This window comes from Methylobacterium frigidaeris, from assembly GCF_022179185.1.
Lineage (GTDB): Bacteria > Pseudomonadota > Alphaproteobacteria > Rhizobiales > Beijerinckiaceae > Methylobacterium > Methylobacterium frigidaeris.
On the sequence record NZ_BPQJ01000008.1, the window covers coordinates 159,720 to 173,765 of the forward strand.

Annotated in this window: 14 protein-coding genes; 7 read left to right on the plus strand and 7 right to left on the minus strand. The window is 69.2% G+C overall.

Annotated elements, in window-relative coordinates; all coding sequences use genetic code 11:
- Nucleotides 1-529 precede the first annotated feature (529 nt).
- The 4 genes from MFF64_RS11155 to MFF64_RS11170 are packed head-to-tail and all read left to right on the plus strand — an operon-like array spanning nt 530 to nt 5,111.
- Nucleotides 530-2,890 carry a TonB-dependent siderophore receptor gene (locus MFF64_RS11155; protein WP_438823063.1) on the plus strand — a complete coding sequence of 787 codons (2,361 nt, stop codon included), beginning with the start codon at nt 530-532 and terminating at the stop codon, nt 2,888-2,890.
- A 9-nt stretch (nt 2,891-2,899) separates the two neighbouring features.
- Nucleotides 2,900-3,223, plus strand: coding sequence for an iron transporter (locus MFF64_RS11160; protein WP_099903803.1), 324 nt, complete (start codon nt 2,900-2,902; stop codon nt 3,221-3,223).
- Nucleotides 3,220-4,779, plus strand: a complete 1,560-nt coding sequence (locus MFF64_RS11165) for a PepSY-associated TM helix domain-containing protein (protein ID WP_099903805.1) — start codon at nt 3,220-3,222, stop codon at nt 4,777-4,779. The genes MFF64_RS11160 and MFF64_RS11165 overlap by 4 nt, the downstream gene beginning before the upstream one ends.
- Nucleotides 4,776-5,111 carry a DUF3325 domain-containing protein gene (locus tag MFF64_RS11170; RefSeq protein WP_099903807.1) on the plus strand — a complete coding sequence of 112 codons (336 nt, stop codon included), beginning with the start codon at nt 4,776-4,778 and terminating at the stop codon, nt 5,109-5,111. Before MFF64_RS11165 ends, MFF64_RS11170 begins: the two co-directional genes overlap by 4 nt.
- An 8-nt stretch (nt 5,112-5,119) precedes the next feature.
- On the opposite strand, the gene MFF64_RS11175 is transcribed toward MFF64_RS11170, so the two are convergent.
- The 3 genes from MFF64_RS11175 to nudC are packed head-to-tail and all read right to left on the minus strand — an operon-like array spanning nt 5,120 to nt 7,796.
- Nucleotides 5,120-5,926: an inositol monophosphatase family protein gene (locus MFF64_RS11175; protein WP_099903809.1), complete on the minus strand. Its 807-nt coding sequence runs from the start codon at nt 5,924-5,926 to the stop codon at nt 5,120-5,122.
- A gap of 53 nt (nt 5,927-5,979) precedes the next feature.
- Nucleotides 5,980-6,879 carry a dihydrodipicolinate synthase family protein gene (locus MFF64_RS11180; RefSeq protein WP_238190780.1) on the minus strand — a complete coding sequence of 300 codons (900 nt, stop codon included), beginning with the start codon at nt 6,877-6,879 and terminating at the stop codon, nt 5,980-5,982.
- Between the two features lie 2 nt (nt 6,880-6,881).
- The gene (gene nudC, locus MFF64_RS11185; protein WP_438823064.1) at nt 6,882-7,796 is read right to left on the minus strand and encodes an NAD(+) diphosphatase; all 915 of its coding nucleotides are present in this window, start codon (nt 7,794-7,796) and stop codon (nt 6,882-6,884) included.
- A 533-nt stretch (nt 7,797-8,329) separates the two neighbouring features.
- On the opposite strand from nudC, the gene MFF64_RS11190 reads away from it, so the two are divergent.
- From MFF64_RS11190 to MFF64_RS11200, 3 genes are all read left to right on the plus strand, one after another.
- Nucleotides 8,330-9,607 (plus strand): M4 family metallopeptidase, encoded by a 1,278-nt coding sequence (locus MFF64_RS11190; protein WP_238190782.1) that lies wholly within the window; start codon nt 8,330-8,332, stop codon nt 9,605-9,607.
- A 10-nt stretch (nt 9,608-9,617) separates the two neighbouring features.
- A complete protein-coding gene (locus tag MFF64_RS11195) occupies nt 9,618-9,947 on the plus strand; it encodes a protealysin inhibitor emfourin (RefSeq protein ID WP_133123049.1) in 330 nt (109 codons plus the stop codon).
- Between the two features lie 141 nt (nt 9,948-10,088).
- A complete protein-coding gene (locus tag MFF64_RS11200) occupies nt 10,089-10,520 on the plus strand; it encodes a SixA phosphatase family protein (protein WP_099900011.1) in 432 nt (143 codons plus the stop codon).
- Nucleotides 10,521-10,603: 83 nt separating this feature from the next.
- Here the strand turns inward: MFF64_RS11200 and MFF64_RS11205 are convergent, their stop codons facing one another.
- From MFF64_RS11205 to MFF64_RS11220, 4 genes are all read right to left on the minus strand, one after another.
- Entirely contained in the window at nt 10,604-11,017 is a 414-nt protein-coding gene (locus MFF64_RS11205; protein WP_238190783.1) for an HIT domain-containing protein, read from the minus strand.
- A 9-nt stretch (nt 11,018-11,026) separates the two neighbouring features.
- Entirely contained in the window at nt 11,027-11,869 is an 843-nt protein-coding gene (locus MFF64_RS11210) for a universal stress protein (RefSeq protein ID WP_099900013.1), read from the minus strand.
- Nucleotides 11,870-11,972: 103 nt separating this feature from the next.
- Entirely contained in the window at nt 11,973-13,244 is a 1,272-nt protein-coding gene (locus MFF64_RS11215) for an MFS transporter (protein ID WP_099900015.1), read from the minus strand.
- Nucleotides 13,245-13,418: 174 nt separating this feature from the next.
- A complete protein-coding gene (locus tag MFF64_RS11220) occupies nt 13,419-13,961 on the minus strand; it encodes a gamma-glutamylcyclotransferase (protein WP_099900017.1) in 543 nt (180 codons plus the stop codon).
- Nucleotides 13,962-14,046 lie beyond the last annotated feature (85 nt).

Genomic DNA, 14,046 nt, shown 5'->3' on the forward strand with positions numbered 1-14,046 from the left:
TTGGCAATAATCCCGGGCGGCTCCGCGAAGAGTGAACAATCGGCTTGGCAGGAGAGCGGGATCGGCGGGTGGGTTCCGTCGCATCCGTGACGCGGGACGACACCCTGTTTGCTCGGATGGAGGACCGCGCCGATCCTCCTGGACCGATCAGCGGGTGTTCCGTCCCCTGATCGGACCGGCGGCACGCACGGACGGTGCAATCCATATATCGTTCGGCCTAATCTCTTCGGATGGGATCTGGCATGACCCTGCGTCGAGGAAGGGCCTGCGACAGTTCCTCGACGCCCGTCTCTGACGGCCGTCCTCAAGTTTGATTGCGCAAACTTGACTCCGACAAACGGCTGCCCCCATAGATTTTCGCAGCGATCGAGACCGGGCGACCGACAATACTTTCATTATAATAGCTATAAAACATAGCGCTTGTTAGGGCTCATCGATTTTGCCATTCGGTTTCCAGCCGCGGCCAGCCGTGATCTGACCCACGTTGTACTGGCCGCGATCAGCCTTCCCGCTCGCCCTGGATCCCGTCATGTCTGTCCCGTCGTCGCGTCGCGTTCCCCACCTCTCGCTCGTGGGGCGACGGCGTCGGTTGACCTGGTCGTTGCTGTCGGGCGTGGTGCTGTCCGCCGGCATGGCCGCGGGCGTGCGCGCCCAGGACGGCGCCGAGATCGCCCTCGACACCATCAACATCGAGGGCGCCGCCCGCCCGGTCACCGCAACGGCCGCTGGCACGCAGCCGGGCGGCGCCCGCGGGCCGGTGCCGGGCTACGTCGCCTCGCGCAGCGTGGTGGCGACCAAGACCGACACGCCGATCCTCGAGACCGCGCAATCGATCACCGTCATCGGCCGCGAGCAGATCGAGGACCAGAACGCGCTCACCATCAACCAGGCCCTGCGCTACAGCCCGAGCGTGACGACCGAGCAGCGCGGCGGCGCCGGCGGAACCAGGCTGGAGCAGTTCTCGATCCGCGGCTTCACCGCGCCGCTCTTCCTGGACGGGATGCGCCTGCCGACCTCCCGCGACGCCTTCCCGTCGGTCGATCCCTACCGGATCGAGCGCATCGACATCATCAAGGGCCCGGCCTCGGTGCTCTACGGGCAGTCGGGTCCCGGCGGTATCGTCAACCTGACGTCGAAAATGCCGCAATTCGTCCGCCACGGCGAGGTCTTCGTCCAGGGCGGCGGCTTCAGCGAGGTCCGGGGCGGCTTCGACGTCGGCGGGCCGATCACCTCCGAGACCACGGTGCCGGGGACGGAGCAATTCGCCTTCCGGGTGACGGGCTTGGGATGGAACGGCGACGGGCCGGCGGTGACGACCCGGGTCGAGCGCGCCTTCATCCAGCCGAGCCTGACCTGGCGGCCCTCCGCCGACACCTCGCTCACCGTGCTCGGCCTCTACCAGCGCGACCCGTTCTCCGGCTTCTACGGCGGCTTCCCGGCTTTCGGCACGGTCTTCCCGCGCAATTTCGGCAACGGCATCGTCGGGCGCCTGCCGGTCGACTTCTACGACGGCGACCGCAACTTCGAGCAATCCGACCGCACGCAAGCCGCGGTCACCTACATCCTCGACCACCGCTTCGACGACGCCTTCCGGTTTCACTCCTCCGGCCGCTTCCTGCGAACAGAAGGGCAGTACCGCAGCGTCTACGGCGCCTTCAGCTCCACCACGCCGATCTCGACGCTCTCGGCGCTGACCTCCGGGCTGTTGATCAACCGCTCGCGCATCGCCACCGACGTGGCGATCGACGCCTACACGATGGACAATTACTTCGAGGCGAAGTTCGACACTGGCCCCTTCGCCCACACGGCCCTGTTCGGCGTCGATCACCAGACGCTCAAGACCCGGACGCTCGCGACCCCGTTCCCCGCCGCGCCCGACCTCAACGCGCTGGCGCCGAACTACGACATGAACATCGCGGTTCCGGGCTTCACCAGCAATGCCCGCATCACCGCCCAGCAAACCGGCGTCTACCTTCAGGACCAGATCAAGTTCGACCGCCTCGTCCTGACGCTGGGCGGGCGCTACGACACCGCGCGGCAGACCGGGCCAACCCGGACGCTCGCCACCGGCGCCGTCACCTTCCAGGACGTGCCCTCCGATGCCCTGACCTACCGGGCGAGCCTGCTCTACCTGTTCGACAGCGGCGTGGCACCTTACGTCTCCTACAGCGAGGCGTTCGAGCCGATCACCAACGGGCGCATCTACGATCCGGCCTTCGGCTCGACCGGGCGCATCCCCGACCCGATCTCGAGCCGCCAGTACGAGGCCGGCGTCAAGTATCAGCCGCCGGGCACCGACATCCTGCTCACCGCCGCGGCCTTCGACATCAAGCGCTCGAACACCCTAACGGCCGACCCGGTGAACGGGCCGACCTTCAGTCTCCAGACCGGCGAGATCGGCGTGCAGGGCGTCGAGTTCGAGGCCCGCGCCAACCTCGCCGAGGGGCTGAACCTGATCGGCGGCGTGTCGTTCCTGGACGTGCGCAACACCCGCGACACCGCCACGACCTTCAACCAGGTCACGGGCCAGCAGGTGCCGATCGTCGGCCTGCGTCCGACCGCGATCCCGGATCGCACCGCCTCGCTGTTCGTCGATTACCGCTTCCAGTCCGGCCCGCTGCTCGGCCTCAGCCTCGGGGGCGGCGTGCGCTACCTCGGCGGCTCTTGGGGCGATCCGGCCAACACCTTCCGGGTGCCCGAGGCCGTGCTGGTCGACGCGGTGGCGAGCTACGAGCTCAAGCACCTGAACCCGAATTTCGAGGGCTTCAACCTCCAGGTCAACGCCCAGAACCTCCTCGACGACCGCACCGTGACCGGCTGCTTTTCCTACGCGACCTGCTTCTACGGCCTGCCGCGCACGGTCTATGCGACCCTGCGGTACCGCTGGTAAGGGGGCGACATGACCCGCGCGCCCACGCTTCAGGTCCGCGCCGCGGTGGCGGGCCGCGTCGTCCTCGCCGCCGGCGGGGGCTACGCGGTCGCCGGCCTCGCCACCGCCCTCCTGTCGCTGACCCTGCCGATGCCCCGGGCGGAGGCCGTGACGACGGCGACGCTCCTGAGCTTCGCCGTCATGGTGGGCATCGTGGTCGTGGTCTTCGCGGCCCGCTCGCTCGGGCGCGCCGCCGCGATCATCGGGGGCCTCGCCCTCGTGCTCGGCGTCGCGCTCTGGTTCGTCACCGGATCGCTCTCCATCGGATCGTCGCCAATCGGACCTTCCCCATGAAGCAGGGTTTCCGCCAGTCCATGGCCTGGCTGCACACCTGGTCCGGCCTCGTCGTCGGCTGGGTGCTGTTCGCCGTCTTCGTCACCGGCACCGCGAGCTATTACCGGGCCGAGATCTCGCGCTGGATGCAGCCGGAGCTGAAGCGCGAGGCGCAGGTCACTCCCGAGGCCCTGGCGGCTGCCGCCGACCTCGCGGTCGTCCACCTTCAGACCCATGCGGGGGCGGCGCGGACCTGGTTCGTCACCCTGCCGACGCCGGAACGGCCCCTCGTCGAGCTGTTCTGGCGCAACAAGCCCGGCACGCCGCCGGGCCACGTCCTGCTCGATCCACAGACCGGCGCGCCCGCCGCGATGCGGGCCACCCGCGGCGGCGACTTCTTCTACCGCTTCCACTTCGAGCTGAACCTAGCCCCGCTCTGGGGCCGCTGGATCGTCGGGATCTGCGCGATGGTGATGCTGGTGGCCCTGGTGAGCGGGGTCATCACCCACCGGCGCATCTTCGCCGACTTCTTCACCCTGCGTCGGGACAAGGCGGCGCAGCGCGGCTGGCTCGATGCCCACAACGTCAGCGGCGTGCTGGCGCTGCCGTTCCACCTGATGATCACCTATACGGGCGTCGTGACGCTCGCGCTGATGTACATGCCCTGGGGCGTCACTGCGGCCTACAAGGGCGACCAGTTCGCCTACTTCGCCGAGACCGGGCAGATCACGAAAGCCCGCCCGGCCGCCGGCCAGCCCGGCACTCTCGCCCCGGTCGGGCCGATGGTCGGCCGTGCGCTCGCGACCATCCCCGAACCGCTCGAACGGCTCACCATCGTCAACCCGCGCGACGCGAACTCCACCGTGGTGGCGGTGTTCGAGGAGCCGCACGGCCTCTCGCACGAGCACCCGCAGGTCGCCTTCGCGGGCACCAGCGGCGACGTCGTCGAGGTTCTGTCCGGTGGGCTGAAACCCGCCGCCAAGACCTTCACCACCATGGTCGGCCTGCACGAGGCGCATTTCGCCGGGGCGGCCTTGCGGGTGCTGTTCTTCCTGTGCGGGCTGATGGGCTGCGCCATGGTGGGGAGCGGGCTGGTGCTCTGGACCGTGGCGCGGCTGCCGAAGGCCGGGGTCGCAACGGGATTCGGCTGGCGCCTCGTCCACGCCCTCAATCTCGGCACGATCGCGGGCCTGCCGGCGGGCATCGCGGCCTACTTCCTCGCCAACCGGCTGCTCCCCCTCGACCTTGGAGCCCGAGCGGAGCGCGAGGTCTGGGTGTTCTTCGGCGCCTGGCTCGCGGTGGCTCTGGTCGGGCTGTGGCCCGCGCCGCGCCGGGCCTGGCGGGGGGCGCTCGCCCTCGTCGCGGCCCTGTTCGTCGCGGTGGTGATCGTCGACGTCGCGACCGCCCGGGCCCTGTGGGACGATCCGGCCTGGTTCCTCGGCTTCGACGCCGCGCTGCTGGCGCTCGCCGCCGGCTTCGCCCTCGTCTCGCACAAGGTCGCCCGCTTCGCAGCCCCGCGCCGGATGCGCCGGGTCATGGAGGCGCCCGCTGCCGCGCCACAGATGGGACGGGCATGACGCTCCTCGTCAGCTTGGGCGTGAGCTTCCTCGGGTTCGCCGCACTGTGCCTGAGCATGGCCCGGCACCACCAGGCTGTGTGGTCGGGCCCGCCGGACCGGCACCGCACGCTCACCCTGCGCGCCGCCGGCTGGGGGCTGATCGCCCTGTCCCTCGCCGCCGCGATCCGGTTCGACGGCTGGAATGTCGGCCCGGTCGACTGGCTCGGATCGCTGATCGGGGCCGGTCTCCTCCTGATCGTCGTCCAGTCGTACCGGCCGCGGGCGCTCCTCTGGATGACCCCGGTCGCGGCCGCGATCGCCCTCGTGGCCGCGCTCGGGTCGCTTGTTTGAGGGCGGCGTCACCCCCGCCGCGACGCCTCCCCCAGCCGGCGCAGGTCCGCCACCACCGCCGGCGTGCCGGCATAGAGCAGCCCGCCGGTGAGCATGTCGTCGGAGCCGAGATACTCGGCGACGCCGCCGGCTTCGCTAACGAGGAGGAGGCCGGCATAGCAATCCCAGGCATTGAGGCCGGGATCGTAGTAGCCGGCGAGCCGCCCGGCCGCGACGTAGGCGAGCATCAGGGCGCCGGAGCCGTTGCGGAACAGCACCCCACCCTCGCGGTAGAGGCCGTGCACGAAGGCGGCGGCCTCCGCGGCGGGGGTCTTCTGGGTGGCGCCGAAGCCGATATTGGCCGAGGTGAGCACCGTCGCGGAATCGATGCGCAGGGGCCGGCCGTTCACGGTCGCGCCCTCGCCCGCCAACCCCGCATAGGTCTCGCGCAGGACCGGCGCCTCGATCACGCCGGCGACCAGCCCCTCGGGTCCGCGCACGCCGATCGACACGCACCAGTTCGGCTGGCCGTTGAGGAACGGGCTGGTGCCGTCGATCGGATCGACCACCCAGGTATAGCCCGACCGGCTCGGGACCGGATCGTGCTCCTCGCCGATCACCCCGTCCTCCGGAAAGGTTTCCGCGATGCGGGCGCGGATCAGGAGCTCGACCTCGCGGTCGGCCTGCGAGACGAGGTCCTGCGCGCCGCTCTTCTGCTCGATCACCAGCTCGTCGCGGGCGTTGAAGTACCCGAGGGCGGTCTCGCCGGCGGCGCGGGCGATCGCGAGGGCGTGGTCGCGGCGCGCGCGCGCGGCCCGGGTGGTGTCGGTGGTCATGACGGTGACTTCCTCGAACGGATGGCGGCGGCCGTCCTACACGGCCGGTTGTCTCAGCTGTGCGACGTGATGCCTACGCCGGTGACGTCGGCGAGCGCCGCCGCGATGGCGGCCCGGGCTTCCGGCGAGGCCGGGCTCTGCGGCGGCACCGGATCGCCGACGGCGTAGCCCTGCATCTGCAGCGCCGCCTTGACGCAGGCGGCGAGGTTATAGCGGGCAAAAACCTCGTTGAAGGCCCAGACCCGCTTCTGCAACGCCACCGCCTCGCCCCATCGCTCCTCCCGGCACAGCTGGTAGAGCGCCAGGCATTCCCGCGGGATGACGCAGGCGGGGCCGGCGAACCAGCCCTTGCCGCCGAGCATCATCACGCTCGCGGCGATGTGCGAGGAGGCGGCGAAGACGTCGAGGTCGCCGCCGACGCGGTTCAGGATCGAGAGCAGGCGCCCGGTATTGGTCGAGGCGTCCTTGATGCCGACGATGTTCGGGTGCCGGGAAAGCCGCGCGATGGAGGCGACCGAGAGGTCGGCGCGCTGGAAGTTCGGGTTGGTGTAGAGGATGATCGGCAGGTCGGTGGCGTCCGCCACGGTCAGGAAGTACCGCTCGATCTCGCCTTCCGTCAGCGGGAAATAGGCGTCGAGGATCAGCACGATCCCGTCCGCCCCCGCCGCCCGGCAGGCCCTGGCCTGGGCCACTGCACCGCGGATGGCGGTCGAGGCGACGCCCGGCAGCACCGGCACCCGGCCCGCGGCGGCGGCGACCACCGCCGCTACGGTCTCGCGCTTCTGCGCCTCGTCGAGATAGGCGAACTCGCCGGTGCTGCCGAGCGGCGTCAGGCCGTGCACGCCGGCGGCGATCAGGTCGTCGCAGAGCGACGCCATCACCCCGGCCTCGACCCGCCCTTCCGGATCGAGCGGGGTGACGAGGTAGGGGATGATGCCCTCGAACCGCGCCATCGTCACCGCTCCGCGAAGCTGCGGACCAGGGCGTTCGCGATCGCCATCGGCGGCGGGGTCATCAGGCCGTCCGGGTGGCGGCGCTCTAGCATCTGCCGCACCTCGTCGCGGGTGAACCAGCGGGCATCCTCCAGCTCGGTCCGGTCGAGCACCAGGGCGTCGCCCTCCGCCTCGCCCTCGCAGCCGATCATCAGCGAGGACGGGAACGGCCAGGGCTGGGAGAGGTGGTAGCGCACCGCGCCGACCCGCACGCCGGCCTCCTCGAAGGTCTCGCGCCGCACCGCGTCCTCGATGGTCTCGCCGGGCTCCAGGAAGCCGGCGAGGCAGGAATAGACGCCGGGCGCGAACCGGGCCTGGCGGCCGAGCAGGCAGCGGTCGCCGTTCGTCACCAGCATGATCACCACCGGGTCGGTGCGCGGGAAATGCTCGGTACCGCAAGACCCGCAATCGCGCCGGAAGCCGCCGCAGGAGAGGGTGGTGGGGTTGCCGCAATTGGCGCAGAAGCCGTGCCGGGCGTGCCAGCCGAGCAGCGACTTGGCGGTGGCGAGCACCCCCATCTCGGGTGCCGGCACCGCCCCCTCGACCGCGACGGCGCGGGCATCGAGCACCCGGTAGGCCGGATCGTCCCGGTACAGGGCCGCCGCATCCGCCGGCAGCGCCCCCGCGAAGGCGGGCCGCCCGCCGACCCGGCCGAGGAAGAGCTCGGGCGAAGGCTGGCCGGCCCGGGCCGCATCCTCGGGTGCCAGCAGGCAGGTGGCCCCGCCCTCCGTCATCCGCAGCACCGGCACGTCGCCGCAGAAAAGCAGCAGGCTGGCGTCGGGGGTGTCCGCCAGCGTCGGGGTCGGGCCGCTGCGCTCGGCGGAGTGGCGCTCGAGCAGGCTCTGGGCGTAGCCGAGGCGATCGAGGGAGGAGGGCAAGGCGGGGATCCTCATGCATCATCGTGCGGAGCCCGGCGCGGCCCCTCGCGTCGAAGGGAGCATGGGCAGGCAAAATGATGCAAAAGCAAGGCGGCGGGTGGGGGACGCGGGTTGCTCTCGGCGCATTTGCGCCGCTCGGATCCGGCACTCCTTCGACTGCCACGTGGGAACCTGATCCGCTTCCGCCTGCGCGTATGGTCGCGTGCTCACCGGGATTGTCCGGACATCGATGATGTCTGGAGATGTGATGGTGTCCTCGTGCCGTGCTGCAGAACTCTCGCGGACGACGTGTCAGGGAGGGGGCGGCGCCAAGAAAATCGGCCGGTTCTCCACAGACTGAACGAGGATGATTTTGGCGGTCTTACAGCTGCGATCTCAAGAATGACATGTGAAGCGCCAGAGGTACAAGGAAAAAAATCATTGGTTTCGACGATCGTTCGAGTTTTGCATTGTATTTGATTTATCTTTGAATTTTTATTCCTAATTGATATTTGATACTATGCTGCCTCCTTTGTTGTACTTAAATCTTGCAAATGGCTGAAATCTGTGCATTAATCAAAATTCATGGTAACCATGCAGATCACAGTCAAACCTGGCTGGAGGATTGCGCCATGTGTACGTGTCGGCACCGTCACTCGATTTTCTGCGTCCTGCCGCCCTACATCCTCAAATCGATTCAGAAGAACGGCTCGAAGGAGCAGGTTGAGGCCGCGATCAACACGCTGTCGGTCGACAGCACCTTCCGGTCCGTTCGGCTCAACCTGACGGCGGCCGTCTCGCCGGCACAGAGGGAGCGGAGGGTTCTGGGACCTGCCCAGTCCAAACAGCGAACCATCTACACAGCCGACAACGTCGAGACGCTCCCCGGAAAGGCGGTTCGCACCGAGGGGGCCGGACCATCCGGCGACGTCGCGGTTGATGAGGCATACGACGGCCTCGGTCACACCTTCGATTTCTTCTCGGAGATCTTCGACCGGAATTCCATCGACGACGAGGGGATGCCGCTCAACGCCACCGTTCATTACGGGCCCAGATACAGCAATGCGTTCTGGAACGGCCAGCGGATGGTCTTCGGTGACGGCGACGGGGAACTGTTCAATCGCTTCACGATCGCGCTCGACGTGATCGGTCACGAACTCGGGCACGGCGTCACCGAGGATGAAACCGGCTTGGTGTATCTCTTCCAATCGGGCGCATTGAACGAACATCTCTCTGACGTGTGGGGTTCGTTGATCAAGCAATGGTATCTCAGACAGACATCGGATCAGGCAGATTGGCTGATCGGTGCCGGCCTGCTGGCCGATGGCGTGAAGGGACAAGCGTTGCGCTCCATGAAGAAACCTGGAAGCGCCTTCGACGATCCGGTGCTGGGAAGAGATCCTCAGCCAGGCCATATGGATGATTACGAAGAAACTTATGCCGACAACGGTGGCGTTCACATTAATTCAGGAATACCGAACCGGGCTTTCTACCTCGCCGCCACCTCGGTCGGTGGCTACGCCTGGGAGAAGATCGGGCGCGTGTGGTACGAGACGATAAGGAGCAAGCGGGTCAAGCAGGACACGAAGTTCAAGGAATTCGCTAACCTCACCGTCGCGACCGCGTTGCGGACTCCCGGCTGCGGTCCCATCGAGCAGAAAGCCATCGCCGAGGCCTGGGCCGAGGTGGGCGTTTTGGAAAAGGTTGCTCCGAAGACGACGAGAGCCGTGACGACCAGATCCAGCCGACAACCTGCGCGCATGTTCGAAGCACAACGTGGTGGACGTGACGGCGATGCAAGTTCGAGCACGTCCAATGGTTCAGGCCGATGATGGAGATGTGATGCGCATCACCCTCGAGAGACTATCCACAGGTGCAGCTTTCTTTCCCGGTCTGGCGAAGCCTGTGGTCGTTGACAGCAAAGCTCTGTCGCCGGCCGCAGCGATGGAGCTGGAGAAGCTGGTGGAAGCCGCCAAGATCTTCGACGGGCCGGACGCGGATCCTTCGGCGGCCGGCAGACCATCGGCGCGGGGCGCGGCGGATTACGAGCAGAAAATCGTTACGGTTGAGCGGGGGGATGACGTGCGAACCGTTCATCTCTCCGACCTGGCCTCGAAATCCGCCGACATACAGGCCTTGCTGAATTTCGTCGAGAAGAACTCGAAGCGTTAGAGTATTTTCGGCGAAGCATATGTTTGTTTTTGAAAAAATCCGCAAGATCGGAAACTTGGAGCCGCGCCCGCGCGCCGCTCCAGGTCCTGCCACAGAGTGCAGCAGGTTTCTGCACGCCCCACAGCCATCTGGAGGGCTGCCGTGCTCGTGTTTGTGTTACGCCACGCTGATAAGCGGCCATTCCCGGCGGACGATCTCAGCGAGGCAGGACGGGAACGGGCAGAGCTGCTGGCCCGGATGCTCGCCCGCAGTGGCGTCAAGAAAGCGTACCACAGCGGAGCGGTCCGTGCACGAAAGACCCTCGATCCGCTGGCGCACGCGATCGGTTCGTCGCTGGACATCGTTGAGCTGCCCGCTCCACCGGACATCATACGCACCATCATCGCCCTGCCGGAGACGACCGTGGCGATCGTCGTTGGTCACAGCAACACGGTCGGACCGATCATCGAAGGCCTGTGCGGGATCGCCGTGACTCCGATCGCGGATGAGACGTTCGACGATCTTTTCATGGTGTCTCTGAATCCCGCCGGCCGACCGAACTTCACTCATTTGAAGTACGGAGCCGAGACGTGATCGCGACCGTGTCGTGGCGTGCGACGTCGCAGGAGCAGCCGCGGCACTGATGCCGTCGCGCTTTCGGCAAGAGGCGGGCCGCCTCACGCCGCCGCGAACAACCCCCGCGCCCGTTCCACCAGCTGCGCCGCCGCATGCGCCGGATACGGCTCCCGCGTGCCGTGCCCCCAGACCGGCCCCGGCCAGGCCGGATCCGATCGGAACCGCCCGACCACGTGGACGTGGAGCTGCGCCACCACGTTGCCGAGCGCCCCGACATTCACCTTGTCGGGCTTGGCGAGCGCCTGCATCACGCCGACCGCGAGGCGGGTCTCCTCCATCAGCCGGGCGGCATCCTCGGGGCTCAGGTCGGTGAGTTCCGAGACTCCCGGGAGACGCGGCACCAGGACGAGCCAGGGAAAGCGCTTGTCGTTCAGGAGCAGCACGCTCGACAGGGCGAGGTCGCCGAGCGCGATGGTGTCGGCGGAGAGCCGCGGGTCGAGGGTGAAGTCGCTCATCTCGGTCCGTCAATGCGCCATCAGCACCGGCATGGCGGCGTGGGCGAGGATGTGGCTGGTGGCCCCGCCGAAGATCATCTGGCGCAGGCGGCTCTGGGTGTAGGCGCCCTTGATCAGGAGATCGCAGCCGATCGCCTCGGCCTCCGTCAAAAAAATCTCGCCGACGGTGCGGCGGCCGGCGGCCAGGGTCCGCCCTTGCGCCGAGAGGCCCTCGCGGTTGAGGGCGGCGGCCATCTCCTCGGCGCTCGGGCCCGGCACCATGCCGGCATCGACCCCCAGCACCTCGATCCGGGACGCGGCGCGCAGGAACGGCGCCGCGAAGGCGACCGCGCGGGCGGTCTCGGTCGAGCCGTTCCAGGCGATCACCACGGTCTCGCCGATGCTGGCGGGAGAATTCGGCGGGGCGATGATCAGGGGGCGGCCGCTCTCGAACAGCACCGCCTCGAGGGTCGTCATGCGCGGCGCCCCCTCGCCGCTGCTGGGCCGGCCGACCACCGTGGCGTTGAACAGCCGCGCGTGCTGCGCCAGGAACCCGTCGCCGGGAGGCGCGTCGGGCCGCCAGCGGTAGCGCGGGCCGTTCTTGCCCGCGTCGGCGCTCTCGCGGGCGATGCCGTGCCGCTCCATCGCGGCGGTGAACAGACCGCCGCAATCGCGGGCCTCGACGAGGTCGGTCTCCTCGTCGCGCACCCAGGTCATGCCCCCGACCATGTCGACGGGGACGTACTCGGCCAGCGCCGGGCGCAGGCCGAAGCCCTCGATGCCGGCGCCGAAGCGGCGGGCGGTGAGGACCGCGGTATCGAGCACCGAATCGAGCAGGGTGTGGCGGGCGACCGGAACGAGGAGCGTCTTCATGATGGCGCACTCACCTCAGGGGCCTCGGGGACGACGGGCGCGATTGCATCACGGCCGCCTCCGGCCTGTCCAGTGGGCCCCTGGGGCAATCCCCGGCCCAGGCTCAGGGCCCGGCCGGGGCGCCCACCGTCCCCCGCCGCGGCTCCGGCGGCTCGTCCTGGCCGCAGGCCGCACCCGCACCGTCCCGGCCGCCGGGGGCGCAGGTCTCCTCCAGCCACAGGGCCAGCACCAGGGCGAGGCCGGCAGGGAGCGCCAGCGCCAGGAAGGCCCAGGTCCAGCCGAGATGGAGCGCGAGCAGGCCCCCGACCCAGCCCGAGAGGGCGCCGCCCACCCCCTGCACCGCCGCGACGGTGCCGAGCGCCGTCTGGGTGCGGCCCGAGCCCCAGGTGAGGTCGGCCACCACCACCGGCACCGCGACGCCGATGACGCCCGAGGCGACGCCGTCGAGCACCTCCGCCAGCACGAGCCAGTACGGATCGGACAGGAAGGCCGAGAGCAGGGCGCGCGCCGGCAGCACCGCGCAGGCGACGAGGAGGAGCTGGCGCCGGCCGCGCCGGTCGGCGAGCGATCCGGCGAAGAGCGCCACCGGGATCATCACCGCCTGCGCGACGATGACGTAGCGGGCGGTCCAGCCAGTGCCGTCCTGGCCGGCGGCCACCAGCTTCTGGCCGAGCAGGCTCAGCATCGAGCCGTTGGCGAGGTTGAACAGGGCGAGGGCTGCCGAGAGGATCAGCAGGCGCCGGTCGGACAGGACCTTCAGGATGCCGGAACGCTCCGGCTTGTCGTCCGGATCGTCCTCCTTCCAGCCGACGGCGCGCCGGCCGTTCCAGGCCTTCTTCGGCGTCGTCACCGCCGCCACGATGGCGCAGGCGGAGAGCCCGCCCAGCACCCAGAAGGCGATGCTCGGGCCCATGATCGGCGTGCCGAAGCTGATCGCCAGGGCTGCCCCCAGGATGCCGACGTGGTTCCAGGCCTGGTTGCGGCCCTGCTGCTTCGGGAAGGCCTGCTTGCCGACCATGCCGAGGGTCAGCGCCGTCACCGCCGGTACCACGAGGGTGCCGCCCGCGGCGGCGACGAACTGGGCGGCGAGCACCGCCATGAACGAGCGGGCCGGCAGCAGCAGCAGGGTGCCGACGAGGATCGCCGCGCAGGCTGCCGCGATCAGCATCCGGGGCCGGCCGAGCCGGTCGACCAGGGCGCCGAGCGGCCCGCTCAACGCGAGGGTCGCGAAGCCGACGATGGTGGTGACGAGGCCGACCTGGCTCGGGCCCCATTGCGCGGCCTGCGCCAGCCAGGTGCCGAGGAAGGGGCCGAGCCCGCCCTGGATGTCGCCGACGAAGACGTTGATCAGGGCGAGGTGGGTCGTGGGATTCATCAACGCGGAGGCGCTCCGGCTGGCCCGTGCGGGCTCTCGTGGGTCTCTTCTGGCCCTAACGGACCAACGCGCCTGAACGGCGAATGATCGCCTCGCCGCGGTGATGCTCCTGTTAGGGGCTGGTGTCCGTCCGCAGGGCCTTCGCGGCGCGAAGGCACCGATCAAGGATTCGGCTCAAGGGCTCGGCACCGCGCAGGCGGCGGCGAGGCGGGCGAGCATCGGGTCGGGGATGCCCATGGCGACGAGCTGGTCGTGGGTGTGGCGGACATAGTCCGGGTTGGCGCCCGAGCGGCCGAGGCCCTGGCGCACCAGCCGTACCAGCTCGGTTTCCGGCAGGCGGCCGGCATATTGCGGGTGGCGGCGGTCGACGAGGTAGGTCACCGCCTCGATCCGGCGCCCGTCGTCGAGGGTGACGCCGAGCACCCGCTCGACATAGACCGCCGTGACCTGCTCACGCTCGCGCAGGTAGGCGAGGGTGCCCGCCGCCTCCGCGGCCGCGACCCGGAAGGCCATGCCGCGGCAGGAGCCGCCGCGGTCGAGCCCCAGCACCAGGCCCGGCCGCTCCGGCGTGCCGCGATGGACGTGCGAGAGCACGCAGAGCGAGCGGTGATAGCCGCGCAGGCGGCCCGGCCCACGCTCCACGAAGGAGAAGCCCGGCCGCCACATCAGCGAGCCGTAGCCGAACACCCAGAGATCCGACGGCTCGCCCGCCTGCATCGCCTCGACCCCGCTTCCTCCCGGCAAGCTCGTCCGGCACGACCTCGTGAGCGCGCCTCCCGGCTTACCTCCCTTGCCGGGCGCC

Coding starts and splice junctions, on each gene's coding strand:
- MFF64_RS11155 (WP_438823063.1), top strand. CDS start 530: ATGTCTGTCCCGTCGTCGCGTCGCGTTCCCCACCTCTCGCTCGTGGGG.
- MFF64_RS11160 (WP_099903803.1), top strand. CDS start 2,900: ATGACCCGCGCGCCCACGCTTCAGGTCCGCGCCGCGGTGGCGGGCCGC.
- MFF64_RS11165 (WP_099903805.1), top strand. CDS start 3,220: ATGAAGCAGGGTTTCCGCCAGTCCATGGCCTGGCTGCACACCTGGTCC.
- MFF64_RS11170 (WP_099903807.1), top strand. CDS start 4,776: ATGACGCTCCTCGTCAGCTTGGGCGTGAGCTTCCTCGGGTTCGCCGCA.
- MFF64_RS11175 (WP_099903809.1), bottom strand. CDS start 5,926: ATGACCACCGACACCACCCGGGCCGCGCGCGCGCGCCGCGACCACGCC.
- MFF64_RS11180 (WP_238190780.1), bottom strand. CDS start 6,879: ATGGCGCGGTTCGAGGGCATCATCCCCTACCTCGTCACCCCGCTCGAT.
- MFF64_RS11190 (WP_238190782.1), top strand. CDS start 8,330: ATGGCTGAAATCTGTGCATTAATCAAAATTCATGGTAACCATGCAGAT.
- MFF64_RS11195 (WP_133123049.1), top strand. CDS start 9,618: ATGCGCATCACCCTCGAGAGACTATCCACAGGTGCAGCTTTCTTTCCC.
- MFF64_RS11205 (WP_238190783.1), bottom strand. CDS start 11,017: ATGAGCGACTTCACCCTCGACCCGCGGCTCTCCGCCGACACCATCGCG.
- MFF64_RS11210 (WP_099900013.1), bottom strand. CDS start 11,869: ATGAAGACGCTCCTCGTTCCGGTCGCCCGCCACACCCTGCTCGATTCG.
- MFF64_RS11215 (WP_099900015.1), bottom strand. CDS start 13,244: ATGAATCCCACGACCCACCTCGCCCTGATCAACGTCTTCGTCGGCGAC.
- MFF64_RS11220 (WP_099900017.1), bottom strand. CDS start 13,961: ATGCAGGCGGGCGAGCCGTCGGATCTCTGGGTGTTCGGCTACGGCTCG.